Here is an 18690-nt window from a genome sequence, read left to right on the forward strand (position 1 = left end):
GCCTCGAAGGCGGTCGCGTTCAACTGATCGAGGCTCAGCGCTTCGATGCTCACGGGACGCTCACCTCCCCGGCGGGCGCCCCGACGGCTCCCCCGACGGGCCCGGCGGGCAGCGCCAGCGCCCCGTGGGCCAACAGCCGCTCGACATGCTTGGCGAGCAGGTCGACCTCCAGGTTGACCAGGTCCCCCGGCTGCCGGTGGCCGAGCGTGGTCAGCTCCAGGGTGGTCGGGATCAGCCCGACGCTGAACCGGTCGGCGCCGGCCGCGACCACGGTGAGGCTGACCCCGTCCACCGCGATGGAACCCTTCTCGACCACGTAGCGGGCCAGCGCCGGCGGCAGCGCGAAGGTCACCGACTCCCAGCGCTCCCCCGGCTCCCGGGCCAGCACCTCGGCCGTGCCGTCCACGTGTCCCTGCACCAGATGGCCGCCCAGCCGGCCACCGAGCGCCATCGGGCGCTCCAGGTTGACCCGGTCGCCGGGGGCCAGCCCGCCCAGACTGGAGCGGGTCAGCGTCTCGGCCATCACGTCGGCGGTGAACCCGTCGGGGCCCAGCTCGACCACGGTCAGGCAGGCGCCGTTGACCGCGATGGAGGAGCCGTGGGCGGCGTCCTCGACCACCGTGGTGGCCCGCAGCCGCAGCCGGGCCGAGTCCCCGAGCCGCTCGACGGCGACGACCTGACCCAGCTCCTCAACGATTCCGGTGAACATTCACGACTCCTCGGTGCTGCTCGGTGCGGCGAAGGGCGACGGGACGCGAGGCACGGCGAGGGCTCGCCCCGTGGCGCGTCGCGTCGCGGTGACTCGACCACGGCGGGGAAAGCGCGCGCCGGCAGGGGCAACACCGGAGGGGGACAGCTGATTCCGCGGATGCCGTCGGTTCCGGCGTCGTCCGGGGCACGGGGGCCACCCGGACGGGGAACGGCACGGCACGGCTGCCGCGCCCACGGGCTGCGGTTGAGGAAGCCACCGGGTCTCCTGCCTCGTTGGGCACGACTCCGGGGTCAGAGAATTCAGGACCGACGCACACACCGGGCCACCGCCGGCCCGAACCCGCCAGGCCGCCCGGAGGCGACCCGACGCAAGGGCGAGACGGCAACCACACCGTGTCCGCCGCGCACTGCCTCCCATCCGGACTTTAACCGTCGGTCCAGGAATTTCACCTGGTCAACCGGCCGCTGGCAGCGGACGGGTCGCGGACTATAACCGCCGGTTCGGACTTTCACCGACCCCGGAGTGCGCTACGTCACTGGTACGTCCCCCAGTCTGCCACGCCTCCCGCCACCCCACTCGCCGGTGTGTCCCGCCTCACATCCGAACGCGGTGACGCCTGCCACTCGACCCGAAGGAGCGGAACGCGCGTTCGCGACCGCACGGCTTTGCCAAACGGCGGGCCTGGGGTGCTCGCACGTCGCGCCGCGAGCGGCCGGGCGCCGCCCGGCGGCGTCGGCCCCGGGGCCCGGCCCCGGCCGGGCAACGGCCGTCGGCCACCGACGCGTCGCGCCCGGCGGCGCGGGGCCGGGGCCCTGGCCGGCGGCCGGCCGAGGGAGCGGGCAACCGCCGCCGGGGCCGGACCCGTTGCCGCCAGCGACGCGCGGCACCGGCCGCCGGCCGGGCCGCCGGCCCAGCGGCGACGCGCCTCGGCCCGGGCGCGGCCCGGGAACGTCGGCCCCGCCCAGGGCAGGACGGGCCCACCGGCCGGCACCGCCCGGGCGTCGGCCGGCACCCGCGAGCCGGTGACCGCCGCCCGCGTCGCGCGGCGCAGCGCGGGCCGGGGCGCCAGGGCCGGTGGTCGGCATCGGCCACGGCGGCCGGGCAACCACCGCCCGGGGCAGGCCCGTCGCCCGCGCACGGCGTGGCACACGGCTACCGAGCCGAGTCACCGGCCCGCCCGGGGCCGAGCTGGCGGTGGGCCGGGCAACGGGCCCGCCCCGGGCGGAGGCCGTCGCCCGCGAACGGTGCGACACGAGGCCGGTTCAGCCGCCGCCGGCGATGACCGCCGGCGGCGGCGCGCCACAGCGGGCCCGAGCGGGTTGCGCCCGGCGTACACCGGCCCGCACCTTCGCGTCCGGGAACGTTCCGGCAGCGCCCGCCGCCCGTCTGGGCGGCGGCCGGGCGGGCGCCGGGCGGGCGCCGGGCGGGCGCCGGTCGGGCGGGCGGCGGTCGGGCGGGCGGCGGTCGAGTGGTCAGTCGCGGCCGAAGAGGTCGGCGCGGGCCGCGGCGAGGGCGGTGAGCAGGGCGCCGCCGAGGATCGGGTTGCCGCCGACCGTGGTCGCGCGGACCTCCGTCGCCAGCGGGGACAGCTCCCGCAGCCGATCGGCCACCCGGCGGGCCAGCACCGGGCCGCCGGCGCGGCCGAGTTCGCCGCCCAGCACCACGCAGCCGGGGTCGAGCACCGCCACCGCGGCGGCGGCGCCCAGCGCGATCCGGTCGGCCAGCTCGCCTAGGAAGGCCGCGGCCGGGCCGCCGTCCGCGGTCGCCGCGGCGCGGACCAGCGCCTCGGCGCCGGCCAGCCCGGCGCCTTCGGCCGGCAGGCCGTGCCGGGCGGCGAGGGCGCGCACGGCCGCGGCCGAGGTGAGCCCGTGGAAGCCGCCGTCGCAGCCGTGCGCCGAGGGCAGTCCCTCGCCGCCGGGGACCGGCAGGAAGCCCACCTCGCCGGCGCCGCCGGAGGCGCCGCGGCGCAGCGTGCCGTCCAGCACGACGGCCGCCCCGACGGCGGCACCCAGCCAGAACAGGACGAACGTGTCGCGGTCCCGCACCGCGCCCAGCCGGTGCTCGGCGATGCCGGCGAGGTTGACCTCGTTCTCCAGGAGCACGGGGGCCGTCAGCCGGCGCCGCAGCGCGACCAGCAGCTCCCGGTGCCAGCCGGGCAGCGACTCGGAGAGCGGCGGGATGCCACCGGCCGGGTCGGCGAGGCCCGGGGCGCCGAGTACCACGGTGTGCAGCTCGGTGACACCGGCGGCCGCGCCGAGCCCGTCGAGGGCGGTGAGCACCACGCCCACCATGGGGTGCTCGGGCCCCCTCGCGCCCCGGGGCCGGTCCGGTCCGGTCAGCGGCAGGACCCGCTCGGCGACGGTGGCGCCGGCGAGGTCGGCCAGGACCAGCTCGACGCCGTCCACCCGCACGTCCAGGGCCGCGACATGGGCGCGGCCGGCGGCCAGCCCGTAGACCCGGGCGTTGGGCCCGCGGCGTTCCGCGCCCGTCTCCCCGACGATCTCGACCAGGCCGTCGCGGCCGAGGCGGCCGAGCAGCTCGGCCACGCTGGGGCGGGAGAGCCCGGTCAGCTCGCGCAGCCTGCTGGCGGTCAACGGCCCGTGCTCGGTGAGGAGTTCGAGCGCGATCCGGTCGTTGATCGCGCGGGCGGTCTGCGGGGTCGCGGTGCGCACGCTGCTCATGGGGCGATTCTAGCCACTTTCTATTAGGCAACCTTCCTGATAGTTTCCTGCTGTCCGCCTCCACCGCCTCCTCAGGAAGCGCCGCGCCGATGTCTCAACTCCCCTCCCCCGACACTCCGTTGGCCGTCGAGGCCGCCAGGGTCCGGCGGGCCAGGATCGCCGTGGGGGCGGTCTTCGCCCTGCATGGCGCCGCCTCCGGCAGCTTCGTCACCCGCATCCCCTGGCTCCAGGACCAGCTGGGGCTGAGCACCGCGGCGCTGGGCTTCGCGCTGGCCTTCCCGGCGTTCGGCGCCGCGACGGCGATGCCGCTGGCCAGCCGGGTGATCCACCGGTACGGGGCCAGGGCGGCGGCCCGCGCGCTGCTGGCGCTGTGGGTCGTGGCCTCCACGCTGCCGGCGCTGGCGCCGAACCTGGTGACCCTCTGCGGCCTGCTCTTCGTCTCCGGCGCCGCGGCGGGCATGGCGGACGTGACGATGAACGCCCAGGGCGTGGAGGTGGAGGAGCGGCACGGCCGGTCCATCATGTCCGGGCTGCACGGACTGTGGAGCGTGGGCACCCTGACCGGTTCCGCGCTGGGCGTCGGCGCGGTGGCCCTCGGGTTCGACGCCCGGCTCCATCTCCCGCTGGTGGCCGCCGGGTTGCTGCTGGTGGTGGCGCCGGCCTGCCGGGGGCTGCTGGACGTGCGGCCCCGGCCGGGGGAGGCGGCGCCGCCCCGGTTCGCGCTGCCGCCGCGCTCGGCGCTGCTGATCGGCGCGGTGGGCATCTGCGCGGTGCTGGCCGAGGGCGGCAGCATGGACTGGTCGGGGGTGTACCTGCGGGAGGTCACCGGCGCCTCGGAGACGGTGGCCGCCGCGAGCTACACCGCGTTCGCCGCCACGATGGCCGTGGCGCGGCTGCTCGGCGACGCGGTGGTGCGCCGGTACGGGCCGGTGCGGACGGTCCGCGCCGGCGGTCTGCTGGCCGCGCTGGGCGGGGTGCTGGTGGTCACCTCGACGCATCCGGCGCAGGGGGTGCTCGGCTTCGCGCTGATCGGGGTGGGCATCGCGGTGGTGGTGCCGCTGACCTTCGCCGCAGCCGGGCACAGCGGGCCCAATCCCAGCCGGGCCATCGCCGGCGTCGCCACCATCACCTACACGGCCAGCCTCTTCGCGCCGACGGTGATCGGCGCGATCGGTGAACTCGCTTCACTGCGGGCCTCGTTCGGGGTGGTCACGGTGGCCACCGGGCTGTTGGTGCTGGGCGCCGGGGTGCTGGGGCGCGGCGCGGAGGGGCGCGGCGCGGTGGCCGGCGGCTCCGGGCGGCGGCGGACGACGGACCCGGCCGCCGGGGAACGGGCGGAGTAGCGGGCCGGGGGCCCGTGGCGGCGGCGGACGCCACGGGCCAGCCGGCTCAGCCGAACAGCCGGACGGCCTGGTAGTAGGTCCAGGCGGTGCCGTTGCAGGTGGTCTTGGTGGCCCCGGAGTAGCCGTTACAGACGCGCAGCAGGTCCTGGTAGAAGGCGTTGTCCAGGCGGGCCTTGTTGGCGTCGAAGGTGCCCATCGCCTTGTAGTTCCGGTACCCGAAGTCATGTCGTGCGCATGACATACTAAAAGGGAAACCGAAGGGGTTGTCGGGCGAGCTGGAGCACAGGTCGGTGCTCCAGTTGAAGCCGTAGGCCGACCAGGCACCCTGGTTGGCGCGGGCCGAGGCCCAGGCGTTGTAGCTGGACGCGCTGGTCTGCGTCCAACTGCTGAGCACCTGCGCCTTGTCGGCGGGTGCGGCGGCGGCCGGGCTGGCCGAGACGCCCACCGCGCCCAGGGTGAGAGCGACGGTGGAGAACAGGGTGGCGATCCGGTGACGCATGCGCATGGCGCATCCTCCAAGTTCGGCGGCCCGCCCGGTGGGGCGGGCCGTGGGACTTCCGCGAGCCGAACCTATGCAGCACCGGAGGAATGCTCAACCCCTACTGCACCCATGGAAGTTGGCGAGCAGGCCAACTCTCGGGACATCGTGGGGCATCGCGGGACGCACGACCTCACGCCGGCCGGGCCAGCACCCAGGTCCGGTCCAGCGTGAGGTAGCGCTCGATGGGCAGCCCGGCCTCCGCCAGCGCCGCCTCGAACGCGTCCCGGCTCCACCGGTAGGAGGGGAAGGTGTGGGTCCACTCCGCGTCCGGGAACTCGTACTCCACCCGGATCCGCATCAGATCGGGCCCGATCGGCTCCGCCGAGGCCACCCGGATCAGCCCGTCGTCGCCGGTCCTGGCCTCCCGCGGCACCCGCTGGTGCCAGTCCTCCCCCTCCCGCTGGATCAACACCAGCCCGCCGTCGGCGACATAGCGGCGGCAGGTGCGCAACATCCCGGCGCGCACCGCCGGATCGCCGTTGTGGATCAGGAAGGAGGTGAGCAGGACGACGTCGAACCGCTCCTCGCCCAGGTCCAGTTCCTCGATGCTGGCCCGCACCGTCCGGGCGCCCCTGACGTGCTCCAGCATCTCCGCCGACTCGTCCACCGCCGTCACGGTGAAGCCCCGCTCGACGAGCGGGTGGGTCACCCGCCCGACACCACAGCCGAGTTCGAGGATGCTGGCGCCCGCCGGGGCGGCCCGTTCGATGATCTGCGGCTCGCGCCCGACGGGCAGCCGCAGCCACCGCTCCACCGCACAACCGTCCGGTGTGATGGGTCCAGGACCCGTTCCGCTGTATCCCTCACGGCTACGTCCACTCATGCCGTCATCAGATCACGGACGGTTGCCCCCGGGCGAACACTCCGCCGAACTCGCGGGCACCCGGGGGCCGTTGTGACCGGTCACTGCCAACTGGCGTGCAGCGGCTTGCCCTCCGCGTAGCCGGCCGCGCTCTGCACCCCGACCACCGCGCCCTCGCCGAACTCCGCCAGGTTGCCGGCCCCCGCGTAGGTGAACGCGGAGCGCACCCCGGCCACGATCGAGTCGATCAGGTCCTCCACGCCCGGGCGTGCCGGGTCGAGGAACATCCGCGAGGTGGAGATGCCCTCCTCGAACAGCCCCTTGCGGGCCCGGTCGTAGGCCGACTGCTCGGCCGTCCGGCTGCGCACCGCGCGGGCCGAGGCCATCCCGAAGCTCTCCTTGTAGAGCCGCCCGTCGGCGGACTGCTGGAGGTCGCCCGGCGACTCGTGGGTGCCGGCGAACCAGGAGCCGATCATCACGTTCGACGCCCCGGCGGCCAGCGCCATCGCCACGTCCCTGGGGTGCCGCACCCCGCCGTCCGCCCACACGTGCCCGCCCAGCCGGCGGGCCTCGGCCGCGCACTCCAGCACCGCGGAGAACTGCGGCCGGCCCACCCCGGTCATCATCCGGGTGGTGCACATCGCGCCAGGACCGACGCCGACCTTGACGATGTCGGCGCCCGCCTCGATCAGGTCCCTGGTGCCCGCGGCGGAGACCACGTTGCCCGCCACCACCGGCACCGAGGGGTTCAGCGCCCGCACCGCGCGCAGTGCCGTGAGCATCGACTCCTGGTGGCCGTGCGCGGTGTCCACCACCAGGGTGTCCACGCCGGCCGCCAGCAGCGCCTCGGCCCGGCTGGCCACGTCGCCGTTGATGCCGACGGCGGCGGCGATCCGCAGCCGGTTCTCGCCGTCCACGGCCGGCCGGTAGAGGGTGGCCCGCAGCGCGCCCTTGCGGCTGAGGATGCCGACCAGCCGCCCGTCCGGGCCGACCGCCGGGGCGATCTTCCGGTGCGCCGAGTCCAGCGTGGTGAACGCCTCCTGCGGGTCGAGGTCGGCGGCCAGCACCAGCAGGTCACGGGACATCACCTCGCCGAGCTGGGTGAACCGGTCGACGCCGGTCAGGTCCGCCTCGGTGACGATGCCCACCGGGCGCTCGGCGGCGACCACAACGCCGGCGTTGTGCGCCCGCTTGGGCAGCAGCGCCAGCGCGTCGGCGACGGTCTGGGTCGGGTCCAGCGTGATCGGGGTGTCCAGCACCAGGTGGCGGCGCTTGACCCAGCCGATCACCTCGGTGACCACGTCCAGCGGGATGTCCTGCGGGATCACCACCAGGCCGCCGCGCCTGGCCACCGTCTCGGCCATCCGCCGGCCGGCCACCGCGGTCATGTTCGCCACCACCAGCGGGATGGTCGTCCCGCTGCCGTCCGGCGAGGAGAGGTCCACCGCCAGCCGGGAGCCCACCGCGGAGCGGTTGGGGACCATGAAGACGTCGTCGTAGGTCAGGTCGTAGGACGGCTTGGCGTCGTTGAGGAACTTCATGCTCGCGCTCTCACCTGCTGCGGTTCGCTGATATTCGGGCGGGTGGGAGGCTGCGGCTCCTGTGTCATTATCACCCAGGTCACCCGAAAGCCACGCGCCCCCACGCCCCGGCGTGCGCGCGGTACCAGGGGGCGCGCGGCATGAACCGCGCTCCCCGAGGCAGCCGCAACCCGCCGGGTGACATGTCGCGCGGGCCCGGTGGGGCCACCCGTTCGGTGTCACGATGGCGCTCGACGGGCTTCCGCGGCACGCGGTCACGCCCGGCGCACGGCAACCAGAAGGCGACGCGTGACCGGACAGCGAGTGAGCTTCGGCATCAAGACCACCCCGGCGCACGTCGGCTACCTTGACCTGCTGCGGGTCTGGCGGGAGGCGGACGAGATCGAGGAGATCGAGCACGCCTGGCTCTGGGACCACCTGCCGCCGCTCTTCGGCCCGCCCGGTGGGCCGACCCTGGAGGGCTGGAGCACGCTGGCGGCGCTCGCCGCCGGCACCGAACGGCTCGGCCTCGGCCTGCTGGTCGCCAACAACCGGCTGCGCCCGCCCGCCCTGCTGGCCAAGATCGCCGCCACCGTGGAGGAGATCTCCGCCGGCCGGCTCACCGTCGGCCTGGGCATGGGCCCCACCATCCCGCGCCCGGGCCGGCCCACCCCGCCGGGGCCGGCCCGGGCGGTCGCCGGCTACCGCGCTCTGGGCATCGAACCGCCCAGCCCGGGCGACGGCCTCGCCCGGCTGGCCGAGAGCTGCCGGGTGCTGCGCACCCTGTGGGAGGCCGAGGGGCCGGCCGACTTCGCCGGGCGGCACTACCGGCTCTCCGGCGCGCGGTCCGCGCCCCGCCCGGCCCGCCGCCTCCCGCTGCTGATCGGCGGCGCCGGCGACGGCCTGCTGCGGGTCGCCGCCGAGCACGCCGACCTGTGGAACATCTCGGGACCGCCGCACGCCGACCCGGCCCGGGTCGCCGAGCGGGCCCGCGCGCTGGACGCCGCCTGCGCCCGCGTCGGCCGCGACCCGGCGGAGGTCACCCGCTCCGTGCAGACCCATGTGCACTACGCCGACCCGGCCGCCACCCGGGCCACGGTCGCCGAGCTGCTGGCCACCGGGGCCACCCACCTGGTGCTCAGCCTGCCGGCCCCGTTCCCGGAGCGGGTGGCCCGCTGGGTGGCCGACGAGATCATCAACCCCACGCTGGCGCGGGTGGGTTGAGCCGGGCCCCGGCTCCGGTGACGGCCGACCGGCGTTGACAGCCGGCGGGCTGGTGCGTGTAATGGGCCCCGGTGCCACGTGGCGCCGGCCAAGAGCAGTGGGCCGGCCGGTGGCCGGGCGAGCACCAGTCATCACAGGGGGCCGCCATGCGTTCGCACTCCGCGTCCTGATCTGACGTCACCCGGCCGCACCTCGTGCCGCGCCGGTCCTACCGGACCGCGCCGCCGCACCCGTGCCGGCCGCCCGCGACCTACGGTCGCGCACTTCCCACCCCGCGAACCCACGCCCGGCGTGCCGTCCCGCGGTCACGCCGTCGCGCACCCACACCGTCGCACCGCCGTGCCGTCGCGCCGCCGGGCCCGCGTTCGCCCCGGCCCGTGGCGCACCCACGGGCCGCGTCCACCACCCCGCGCAACGAAACCGGAGCACCAGAACCCGTATGTCCCTTTCCTTCCAGCAGTCCGTCATCGAGGAGTTCCGCGCCAACGGCGGCCGGGTCGGCGGCCCCTTCGAGGGCGGCGACCTGCTCCTGCTGACCACCACCGGCGCCCGCACGGGGACCGAGCGGACCACCCCGCTCGGCTACGTCCGGCACGCCGGGGCACTGCTCGTCGTCGCCTCCGCCGGCGGCGCGCCCCGGCACCCCGCCTGGTACCACAACCTGCTCGCCCACCCGCTGGTGCGGGTCGAGCTGGGCACCGACACCTTCGAGGCGCTCGCCGTCCCCGCCGAAGGGGCCCGCCGCGCCGAGCTGTTCGAGGCGGTGACGCTGGCCGCCCCCGGCTACCTGGACTACCAGCGGCAAACCAGCCGGCCGCTGCCGGTCGTCGAGCTGGCCCCGGCCGAACCGGCCGACTGGACCGCGTCCGGCCCGCCCACCAACCTGGCCGACAAGCTCCTGGAGGTGCACGGCTGGCTGCGCGGCCAGCTCCGCCAGGTCACGGCCGAGGTGGAAACCCACCTCGCCACCCGGGCCACCCACCAGGGCCCGGGCCAGCCGCCACCTCCCGGCCTGGGGCTGCAGATCCGGCAGCGTTGCCTGGCCTTCTGCCAGACGCTGGAGTTCCACCACACCGGCGAGGACGGGCACCTCTTCCCCGGCATCGCCCAGCACCATCCCCAACTCGCCGCCACCTTCGACCGGCTGCGCGCGGAACACCGCACGGTCGCCCGGCTCCAGCGGGCCATCGGCGAGCTGCTGACCGACGTCGGGATCGCCGAACCCGTCCGCTTCCGGGCCGAACTCGCCCGGATGACAGACGAGTTGACCGCGCACCTGGCGTACGAGGAGGAGGTGCTGCTGCCGCTGCTGGCCGACGTCCCCTGGCCGCCGGCCCCTCCCGCCGCCTGACCGACGGGCCGGCGCCGGCCGACCGGGCGGCCGGCACCGGCACCTGACCGCCCCGCAACAGCCAGTGCTCGCCGGCCGGTTCGCCACTGAGCCGGCCGGGCGGCGCGGCGCTCGGCTCGTTCAGCCCGGTGAACTCGACGGTCTTGCCCCGCTGCGCGTACCGCACCTCGACCGCGTCCAGGGCGGCCACGGAGGACACGTCCCAGACGTGCGCGGCGGAGAGGTCGATCGCCACCCGCCCTCGGTCGGGAGTCCTCGGCGGCGACTCCCCCTGGCCTGAGGGCAGGGACGCGGAGCACCCATCCTGGGCGCCCGACTGGACCGGACCACCAGCGGCGGCGGCGGATAACTCCCCTCACCGGCCCGGCCGTCGCCCTTTGACGGGGCGGTCGGTGACTGTTCGTTCGTCAGCAGCCGGCACGCCCGGCGGGCGTCCCGGGTGCCCGGCGCGGCGGCCCCGTCCTCACGCGTCGGGGTCGGCGCGGTCCAGGGCCGGGCGGCCGGGGGCCGGGGTGCCGAGCAGCAGGTCGGCGGCCGCGGTGTCGGTGACCAGGCTGGTCACCAGCCCGGAGCGGAGCACCGCGTCGATCGCGCCGGCCTTCCGCCGGCCGCCCGCGATGGCGACCACCTCGGGGACCCGGCGCAGCCGGTCCGGCTCCACCGTGATGCACCGCTCGCCCAGGTCCCGCCCGATCCGGCGGCCGTCCGCCGAGAACAGGTGCGCCGACATCTCGGCGGCCACTCCCAGCGAGGCGTAGTGGTCGCGCTCCTCCTTGCCCAGCATGTCGTGCACGGTGGAGATGCCGGCCTCCCAGGTGCCGATGGAGACCGCCGCGATGGTGACCTTGTCGAAGTAGTCGAAGGCCGCCGCGATTCCGGGTTGGGCCCGCAGCGCGGCGGCCGTGCCGGCGTCCGAGAGGAGCATCGGCGCGTAGATCGGGTGCGCCTCGCCGCCGGAGACGTCCGCCGCCCGGCGCACCGCCTCGACCGAGCCGCGCTCGGCACCCGCGTCGTAGACCCCGGTCAGCTGCACCACCGTGCAGGGCGGCAGCTCGCGGAGGGCCGCCGCCATGTGGATCGTCGACCGCCCCCAGGCCAGGCCCAGCACGTCCCCCTCGGTGACCAGCTCCTCCAGCAGCTCGGCGGCCACCTCGCCGAGGTGCTCCGGGTCCGGGGTGTCGTCCGGCGCCTCCGTCGGGGACTCGGCCACCACCACGTGCCGCAGCCCGAAGTGCGCCCGCAGCGCGTCGGAACGGTCCGCGTCCAGCTCGGCCGGCACCCGGATCTCGATCCGCACCAGCTCCTGCTCGACCGCCGACTCCAGCACCCGGGCCACCTTGAAGCGACTGACCCCGAACTCGTCCGCGATCTGGATCTTGGACTTGCCCTCCAGGTAGAAACGCCGCGCCATCGCCGCCGCCTGCATCAACTCGGCCGGGCCCATCCTCGTGGCTGACCTCCCGGTCGACACCGCACTCACCTCACTGTCCCTCGGCCCGTCATTCGGCCCTGTGTTCCCGGTCACGTCCCCGGGTCAATCCTCGCAGAAGAAACGGGGGCCCGTTCACCGCTCGGCCGGGGCATCGGCGCCCGCGCCGGCTCGCCCGCCGGCGGCCCGCTCGGCCGCCGCGCGCAGGCCGCGCACCGCCGCCGCCGGGTCGTCCGCGCCGTAGACGGCCGAGCCGGCGACGAAGACGTCCGCGCCGGCCTCCGCGCAGCGCTCGATGGTCTCGGCCGAGACCCCGCCGTCCACCTGGAGCCACAGCGGCAGCCCGTGACGCTCGATCAGCCGCCGGGTGCGGCGGATCTTCGGCAGCATGACGTCCAGGAACGCCTGGCCCCCGAAGCCCGGCTCGACCGTCATCACCAGCAGCATGTCCAGCTCGGGCAGCAGGTCCTCGAACGGCTCGATCGGGGTGGCCGGCTTGAGCGCCATCGAGGCCCGGGCGCCCAGCGCGCGGATCTCCCTGGCCAGCCGCACGGGCGCGGCGGCGGCCTCGGCGTGGAAGGTGACCGAGCCGGCGCCCGCCTCGACGAACGCCGGCGCCCAGCGGTCCGGGTCCTCGATCATCAGGTGGCAGTCGAGGGGGATGTCCGTCGCCTTCCGCAGCGACTGGACCACCGGGACGCCCAGCGTCAGGTTGGGCACGAAGTGGTTGTCCATCACGTCGACATGGAGCCAGTCGGCGCCCTCGACGGCCCTGGCCTCCTCGGCGAGGCGGGCGAAGTCGGCGGAGAGGATGCTGGGGTTGATCTGGGCCATGGGCCCAGTATTCAGCATCCCCGACGGGGCCAAGTCCGGTGGGGCCAGGGCCCGCCGGCGGCCTCAGCCCACCCGGCGCAGCAGCGCCAGGTACATGGCGTCGGTGCCGTGCCGGTGCGGCCACAGCTGCACGTCGGGCCCCTCGCCCAGCTCGGGCACGCCGGGCAGCAGCGGGCGGGCGTCGACCCGTTCCACCTCGATGTCGGTCAGGCCCTTCAGCACGTCGGAGACGACCAGCCGGGTCTCGCTCAGGTGCGGCGAGCAGGTGGCGTAGCCGAGCACGCCGCCGGGGCGGAGCGCGGCGAGGCCGGCGCGCAGCAGGGCACGCTGGAGGGTGGCCAGCCGGTCCAGGTCCTCCGGGCGGCGGCGCCAGCGGGACTCCGGGCGGCGGCGCAGCGCGCCGAGGCCGGTACACGGCACGTCGAGCAGCACCCGGTCGAAGCTCGCCGGCCGCCAGGCCGGGCGGCTGGCGTCGGCCACCAGCACCTGGTACGGGCCCGGGTTGCCGTCCAGTGCCCGGGCCACCAACCGGGCCCGGTGCGACTGGAGTTCGCTGGCCACCAGGGCGGCGCCGCGCTCGGCGGCGAGCGCGCCCAGCAGGGCGGCCTTGCCGCCCGGGCCGGCGCAGCCGTCCAGCCAGCGCCGGTCGGGCCCGGTCAGCGGCGCGTTGGCCAGCGCCAACGCCACCAGCTGGCTGCCCTCGTCCTGCACCCCGGCGCGGCCCTCGACCACGGCGGGCACCGAGCCCGGCTCGCCGCCCTCGGCCAGCCGCACGGCCTGCGGCGAGTAGCGGCCCGGCTCGGCGCCCTCCTCGGCCAGCAGCTCCGCCCGGCTGCTGCGGCCCGGGCGGGCGGCCAGCGTCACCTGGGGGCGCTCGTTGTCCGCGACCAGCAGCTCCTCGATCCCCTCCCGACCACCGCCCAGGGCGTCCCAGAGCGCGCCGACCACCCAGCGCGGGTGCGCGTGGCGCAGCCCGAGGTGCCCCTCCGGATCCTTGTCGAAGGAGGGCGCCAGCTGCTCGATCCAGCCGTCCAGGTCGTGGGCGGTGACCTTGCGCAGCACCGCGTTGACGAACTTGGCGCGACCGTCGCCCACCACGCAGCGGGCCAGCTCGACGGTGGCGCTGACCGCGGCGTGCCCGGGGACCCGGGTGCCCAGCAGCTGGTGGGCGCCGAGCGAGAGGACGTCCAGCACCGGCGGGTCGACCTCGCGCAGCGGACGGTCCACGCACTCGGCGAGGATCGCGTCATAGGTGCCCTGCCGGCGGAGCGTCCCGTAGACCAGCTCGGTGGCGAAGGCGGCGTCCCGGTCGTCGAGCGTGCCGGCCCGCTTCGCCTTGGCCAGCAGCGGGGGCAGCACCAGGTTGGCGTAGGCGTCCCGCTCGTCGACCGCGCGCAGCGCCTCGAAGGCGAGAATCCGCGCCGGGTCCCGCTGGGGACGACGATAGGGCCTGGACGGACGGCGCGGCCGACTGCTCACGGAACGATGACTCCGGTGGTACGAGGGGTGGTGGGGCGGGGCGCGGCCCGCGCGCGGGCCGCGCCCCCAGGGTACGGGGCGCCGCTCGGCGGCTAGCCGCCGAGCCGTTCGCCCTCGGCGACCCGCACGCCGCGGGCCCAGTCGGCGGCCGGCATGGGCTTCTTGCCCTGCGGCTGCACCCAGGCGAGCTCGACCGGGTGCGAGCCGGTGCCGACCCGCACCACGCGCTTGCCGGCGCGCAGCTCGCCCGGCGCCAGCGCCGGCTCGTCGGGCAGCGGGCTGACCTGGCGCAGCTTGAGGCGCTCGCCACGGAACGTGGTCCAGGCGCCGGGGGCGGGCGTGCAGGCCCGCACCACCCGGTCCACCCGCAGGGCGGGGGCGGCCCAGTCCACCTCGGCGTCCGCGGTGGTCAGCTTGGGGGCCAGGGTGACGCCCTCGGCCGGCTGCGGGCGCGGCACCAGGGTGCCGTCCTCGATGCCGTCCATGGTGGCGGCCAGCAGGCCCGAGCCGGCGAGCGCCAGCCGGGTCAGCAGGTCACCGCTGGTGTCCTGGGCGCGGACCTCCTCGGTGAGCACCCCGTAGACCGGCCCGGAGTCCAGGCCCTCCTCGATCTGGAAGGTGCTGGCGCCGGTGACCTCGTCCCCGGCGAGCACCGCGTGCTGCACGGGCGCCGCGCCGCGCCAGGCGGGCAGCAGCGAGAAGTGCAGGTTGACCCAGCCCCTCGCGGGGATCTCCAGCGCGGCCTTCGGCAGCAGCGCGCCGTAGGCGACCACCGGGCAGCAGTCGGGGGCGAGTTCGGTGAGCCGCGCCAGGAAGTCGGGGTCCCGGGGGCGGCGCGGGCGCAGGATCTCGATGCCGGCCTCGGCCGCCCGCTCGGCGATCGGGCTGGCCACCAGCCGGCGGCCACGTCCGGCCGGGGCGTCGGGCCGGGTGACCACGGCGACCACCTCGTGCCGCTCGGACGCCAGCAGGGCGTCGAGCGCCGGAACGGCGACCTCGGGGGTGCCGGCGAAGACCAGCCTCATCGGACGGGCCTCCTGGTGGGTGCGAGCCTCATCGTGGGTGGGTGACCTCTCGGACGGAATCTCCAGGGAACCCCCGCGGAGCGGGGTGAGCGCCCGGGAGAGTCTACGTTCCGCGATCGGCTGGTGCGCCCAGGGGCATCTGGGGGCGCAGGGCTCGACGGCGTGCGCTCCGCCGAGTTGACGATGCGCGCCCAGGGCGTGACTCAGGCGCCGGGTGGCGCGTTGGTCAAGGCAGATTGACCGCTGACGGGGCCTTCGCGCCCGGTCCTCATTCCCCTGCCGCCGGTTCGAGAGGCTTGTTCATGGCCGACCACGCCACCCCTGACGCTCAGGCGCGGGCCAGCCTGCATCTGCTGGTACGTGACATCGAGCGGGTTCGCCGCCAGGTGGACGCCCTGCGCACACTCACCGCGCAGCTGGGCAACGTCTACCGCCCCCGCCGCACCGGCCCCTCGGCCGGCTTCGTCGTCTACGGCCGCGCGCCCGCGCCCACCGTACGACTGGCCCAGGAGCTGCGGGACAGCGTGGAGGCGCTGGTCACGGCGGCGGTGGACTTCGACCGTTCGCTGGGGTTCTCCTGGGACGCGGTGGGCTCAGCGCTGGGCGTCACCAAGCAGGCGGTGCACCGGCGTTACGGCGCCCGGCGGCCGGCGGTGCTGCCGGCCGGGGGACGGGAGGCCCCGGCCGGCCAGCCGACGCCGGCGGGCGCGCCGAGCACGGCGACGGTGCCCGGCGCCCCCGTCCCGGCGGCCCGCCGCGCGCAGCCGGCGACCGCGCCCGAGCCACACCTGCTGCCCGGCCAACGCGGCAGCTGACCCGCGACGCGCGACGGCCGGGCCTGGACTTCCGTGCGGAGCACGGGAGTCCAGGCCCGGCCGCTGTCGCGGGTGCCCGCGCCGGGCGCGGCCGTTACCGCCCCGGCCGCCGGCACGGGTGTGCCTCCCCCGGGGCACCGTCACCGCGCCCACCGGCGCCAGCACCCGCGCCATGCCGCCGGACGCAGCGGCCCGGCGGCGAGACGCGCCAACCTCTCGCTGAGGCACCAACGACCAGCCCACGCCCGAACACCCCCGCCCGGCAATCCCGTTGACGCCCCAGCGGCCGGCACGAGCCACAAGGCCCGTATCCCCAGCCCCGGGGGCCGGGACAGCGGCGCCAGGACCTGGGCCACGCCGCCGGAGGCAGCGGCCCGACGGCGAAGAGCAGCAGCCCCTCGCGCACGGCAACGACCCGGCCGGAATGGAGCGGATGCCGTGGGCACCACATCAGCCCGTCGCGCACGGCAACGACCACCCGCACCAGCACCCGCGCCATGCCGCCGGAGGCAGTGGCCCGGCGGGGAGACGCGCCGACCCCCGGCCCGGGGCACCGGCCGCCGGTACGTGCCGCGATCCCGGAGCCGGCCGCCGCGACGGGTACCGCCGGCGGCCCACGCGCCGGCGGTCAGCCGATGTCGTCCGGGTCCATGCGGACCCAGGCCGGGGGGCCCTCGCGGTGGGTGAGGCGGTGGGCCTGGGCCGCCTTCAGAGCCAGGGCCAGCTCGCCGCCGGCGCCCGGCGGGACCCGCACCAGCGCGCGTCCCCACTGCTCGCCGACCGGCGGCTCACCCGGCCTGCGGGGCCGGCCGGCCGGCACCAGCGGCAGCGCCACCGGCCCCAACACCTCGGCTGACGGCGGCAGTTCGGCGACCGCCAGCAGCCCGGCCACCGCCTCGGGCAGACCGCTGACCGCCGCCATCCGGGAGATCGGCGGGAAGCCCAGCGCCCGCCGGTCGGCCAGCTCGCGCAGCGCGTGCCCCGCCGGGTCCCAGCGGACCAGGGACTGCACGGCGCGCAGCGTGGGCTCCGCGAGCACCACCACCACTCCCCCGTCGTGCCGCCCCCTGGCCAGCGCCGCCGCGTTCAACCAGCGGCGTACGGCCTCCTCGCCGGAGCGCAGGTCAGGGCGCCCGAGCAGCGCCCAGCCGTCCAGCAGCAGCACCGCGGCGTAGCCGGGGCCCGCCGCCACCGGCTCGGCGCCCGGGGTGCTCACCACCAGCGCGGGCTCGTCGGGCACGGTGGCCAGCACATGGTCCCGGCCCGAGGTCCGCACCGGCACGCTGGGGAAGGAACGGCCCAGCTCCTCGGCGGTGCGGCGGGCGCCGACCACCACCGCGCGCAGCCGCCGGCCGCCGCACTCCGCGCAGTGCCAGTCCGGCGCCGGCGTGCCGCACCAGCCGCAGCTCAACCGCTCCTCGGCGCCGGTGGCCGCCAGCGGGCCGTGGCAGGCCAGGCAGCGGGCCGCCTCCCGGCAGCGTTCGCAGGCCAGCCTCGGCACGTAGCCCCGGCGCGGCACCTGCACCAGCACCGGCCCGCTGGCCAGGCCCTCGCGCAGGGCCCGCCAGGCGACGGTGGGCAGCCGGGCAGTGCGGGCCGCCTCGTCCCGCGCCTCGTCCGCCTCGCCGACGGTGCGCAGCAGCGGGGCCGCCGCCCGGACCGTGTCCCGCTCGGCGGCCAGCGGCCTGGCCCAGCCGTTCTCCACCAGCAGCGCGGCCTCGGCCGTGTGCGCGTGCCCGCCGAGCAGCAGGCCGGCGCCCTCCTGGGCGGCGCGGGAGAGCAGCACCTCGCGGGCGTGCGGGTGGGGCGCGTGGTCGTCGCGGTGTGCCTGGTCGCCGTCGTCCCAGATGGCGGCGAGGCCGAGCGAGCGGACCGGCGCGAACATCGCGGCGCGGGTGCCGACCACGCAGCGGACGGCACCCCGGTGGATGGCCAGCCAGCGGCGGTACCTGGCCTCAGGGCCGGCGTCCGCGGTGAGCAGCACGTGGTGGCCGGGGCCGAGCAGCTCGGTCAGCGCCGCGTCCACCCGGCCGGCCGACCGCCCGTCGGGCAGCACCGCCAACGCGCCGCGCCCGCTGGCCAGCGCGCTGGCCAGCGCGGTCGCCAGCTCCGCCGGCCAGCCCTGGCCGGGCAGCGCCGTCCACACCGCGCGCGGCGCGCGCCCCTCGACCAGCGCGGCCAGGAACGCCGGGCCGTGCGGGTAACGCGACCAGCCGCCGGCGGCCGGCGGCTCGGGGGTCGGCGGCGGCTCCGGCATGGCGGCCCGCTCGGCCCTGGCCAGCCGGGGCGGCACGGCCAGCCGCACCACGTCGGCGAGCGCGCCGGCGGAGCGGTCGGCGACCGCCCGGCAGAGCCGCAGCAGCTCGGGGGTGAGCACCGGCTCGGGCGAGAGCACCTGGGCCAACGGGGCCAGCACGCCGGGGAAGTCGCTCTCCGCGCGGCGCTCCACCACGAAGCCGTTGACCAGGCCGCCGCCCTCGCGGCGGCCCTCGCGCTGGCCGGCGCCGAACCGGACCCGGACCCGGACGCCGGGCTGGGCGTCCGCGTCCAACGCGGCGGGCACCGCGTAGTCGAAGCAGTGGTCCAGGTGGACCAGGCCCTTGTCCACCAGCACCCGGGCCACCGGCAGCCGCTCGGCGAGCGGCGCCCCGCGCCAGGTGCGGGGCTTGGCGCGGGGCAGCGTCCGCTCCCGGACGGCGGCTCTGATCAGCGCGAGTTGCTCACCGCCCGGCTGCTCGGGGGCGCCGGCCTCACTCATCCCGCCAGTACATCAGACGCCTCGGACAGTGCCGGCCGGCCCCGGCCCCGACAGCCCGGCACCCGACACACACCGAGCCCGCACGGGCCGTTCCGGCACCCCAGGGGCGCCGGCCCGGCCCCGTACGGGCTCGGTCAGAGCGGTGTTCGGCGCGGTCCTGGAACGTGACCGGGCAA

General features: G+C 76.7%; 14 protein-coding genes, 1 pseudogene and 1 riboswitch. Of the genes and pseudogenes, 4 read left to right on the forward strand and 11 right to left on the reverse strand.

What is annotated here, in order from left to right:
- Positions 1 to 49: 49 nt before the first annotated feature.
- Both RM844_RS21480 and RM844_RS21485 read right to left on the reverse strand, forming a co-directional pair.
- Positions 50 to 709, reverse strand: a complete 660-nt coding sequence (locus RM844_RS21480) for a riboflavin synthase (protein ID WP_311668951.1) — start codon at positions 707 to 709, stop codon at positions 50 to 52.
- 402 nt (positions 710 to 1111) lie between these two features.
- Positions 1112 to 1242, reverse strand: a riboswitch (FMN riboswitch).
- Between the two features lie 942 nt (positions 1243 to 2184).
- Positions 2185 to 3393, reverse strand: a complete 1209-nt coding sequence (locus tag RM844_RS21485) for an ROK family transcriptional regulator (protein WP_311668952.1) — start codon at positions 3391 to 3393, stop codon at positions 2185 to 2187.
- Between the two features lie 89 nt (positions 3394 to 3482).
- Here RM844_RS21485 and RM844_RS21490 point away from each other — a divergent pair, with 89 nt between their 5' ends.
- Positions 3483 to 4736, forward strand: coding sequence for an MFS transporter (locus tag RM844_RS21490; RefSeq protein ID WP_311668953.1), 1254 nt, complete (start codon positions 3483 to 3485; stop codon positions 4734 to 4736).
- 46 nt (positions 4737 to 4782) lie between these two features.
- On the opposite strand, the gene RM844_RS21495 is transcribed toward RM844_RS21490, so the two are convergent.
- From RM844_RS21495 to RM844_RS21505, 3 genes are all read right to left on the reverse strand, one after another.
- Positions 4783 to 5235 (reverse strand): phospholipase, encoded by a 453-nt coding sequence (locus tag RM844_RS21495; RefSeq protein ID WP_311669057.1) that lies wholly within the window; start codon positions 5233 to 5235, stop codon positions 4783 to 4785.
- Between the two features lie 172 nt (positions 5236 to 5407).
- Complete coding sequence (locus tag RM844_RS21500) at positions 5408 to 6100, reverse strand: class I SAM-dependent methyltransferase (RefSeq protein WP_311668954.1); 693 nt, start codon at positions 6098 to 6100, stop codon at positions 5408 to 5410.
- An 80-nt stretch (positions 6101 to 6180) separates the two neighbouring features.
- A complete protein-coding gene (locus RM844_RS21505; protein WP_311668955.1) occupies positions 6181 to 7620 on the reverse strand; it encodes a GuaB1 family IMP dehydrogenase-related protein in 1440 nt (479 codons plus the stop codon).
- Positions 7621 to 7908: 288 nt separating this feature from the next.
- Between RM844_RS21505 and RM844_RS21510 the strand changes: the two genes are divergently transcribed.
- Together RM844_RS21510 and RM844_RS21515 are read left to right on the forward strand one after the other, a co-directional pair.
- Positions 7909 to 8823, forward strand: a complete 915-nt coding sequence (locus RM844_RS21510) for an LLM class flavin-dependent oxidoreductase (protein ID WP_311668956.1) — start codon at positions 7909 to 7911, stop codon at positions 8821 to 8823.
- A 439-nt stretch (positions 8824 to 9262) separates the two neighbouring features.
- The gene (locus tag RM844_RS21515; protein WP_311668957.1) at positions 9263 to 10174 is read left to right on the forward strand and encodes a nitroreductase/quinone reductase family protein; all 912 of its coding nucleotides are present in this window, start codon (positions 9263 to 9265) and stop codon (positions 10172 to 10174) included.
- 64 nt (positions 10175 to 10238) lie between these two features.
- Here RM844_RS21515 and RM844_RS21520 read toward each other — a convergent pair.
- From RM844_RS21520 to fmt, 5 genes and pseudogenes are all read right to left on the reverse strand, one after another.
- Positions 10239 to 10421: pseudogene (locus RM844_RS21520) on the reverse strand (SulP family inorganic anion transporter); the annotation flags it as partial.
- 216 nt (positions 10422 to 10637) lie between these two features.
- Positions 10638 to 11618 (reverse strand): sugar-binding transcriptional regulator, encoded by a 981-nt coding sequence (locus RM844_RS21525; RefSeq protein ID WP_311669058.1) that lies wholly within the window; start codon positions 11616 to 11618, stop codon positions 10638 to 10640.
- Positions 11619 to 11738: 120 nt separating this feature from the next.
- On the reverse strand, positions 11739 to 12437 hold the full coding sequence (gene rpe, locus RM844_RS21530) for a ribulose-phosphate 3-epimerase (protein WP_311668958.1): 699 nt from the start codon (positions 12435 to 12437) through the stop codon (positions 11739 to 11741).
- A 63-nt stretch (positions 12438 to 12500) separates the two neighbouring features.
- Positions 12501 to 13916: an RsmB/NOP family class I SAM-dependent RNA methyltransferase gene (locus RM844_RS21535; protein ID WP_311668959.1), complete on the reverse strand. Its 1416-nt coding sequence runs from the start codon at positions 13914 to 13916 to the stop codon at positions 12501 to 12503.
- A gap of 92 nt (positions 13917 to 14008) precedes the next feature.
- Positions 14009 to 14941, reverse strand: a complete 933-nt coding sequence (gene fmt, locus RM844_RS21540) for a methionyl-tRNA formyltransferase (RefSeq protein ID WP_311668960.1) — start codon at positions 14939 to 14941, stop codon at positions 14009 to 14011.
- 302 nt (positions 14942 to 15243) lie between these two features.
- Here fmt and RM844_RS21545 point away from each other — a divergent pair, with 302 nt between their 5' ends.
- The gene (locus tag RM844_RS21545) at positions 15244 to 15756 is read left to right on the forward strand and encodes a hypothetical protein (protein WP_311668961.1); all 513 of its coding nucleotides are present in this window, start codon (positions 15244 to 15246) and stop codon (positions 15754 to 15756) included.
- A 628-nt stretch (positions 15757 to 16384) separates the two neighbouring features.
- Here the strand turns inward: RM844_RS21545 and RM844_RS21550 are convergent.
- Positions 16385 to 18514 carry a primosomal protein N' gene (locus RM844_RS21550; protein ID WP_311668962.1) on the reverse strand — a complete coding sequence of 710 codons (2130 nt, stop codon included), beginning with the start codon at positions 18512 to 18514 and terminating at the stop codon, positions 16385 to 16387.
- Positions 18515 to 18690: the final 176 nt, after the last annotated feature.

This window comes from Streptomyces chisholmiae (assembly GCF_031845445.1).
In the GTDB taxonomy this organism is placed as follows: domain Bacteria; phylum Actinomycetota; class Actinomycetes; order Streptomycetales; family Streptomycetaceae; genus Streptomyces; species Streptomyces chisholmiae.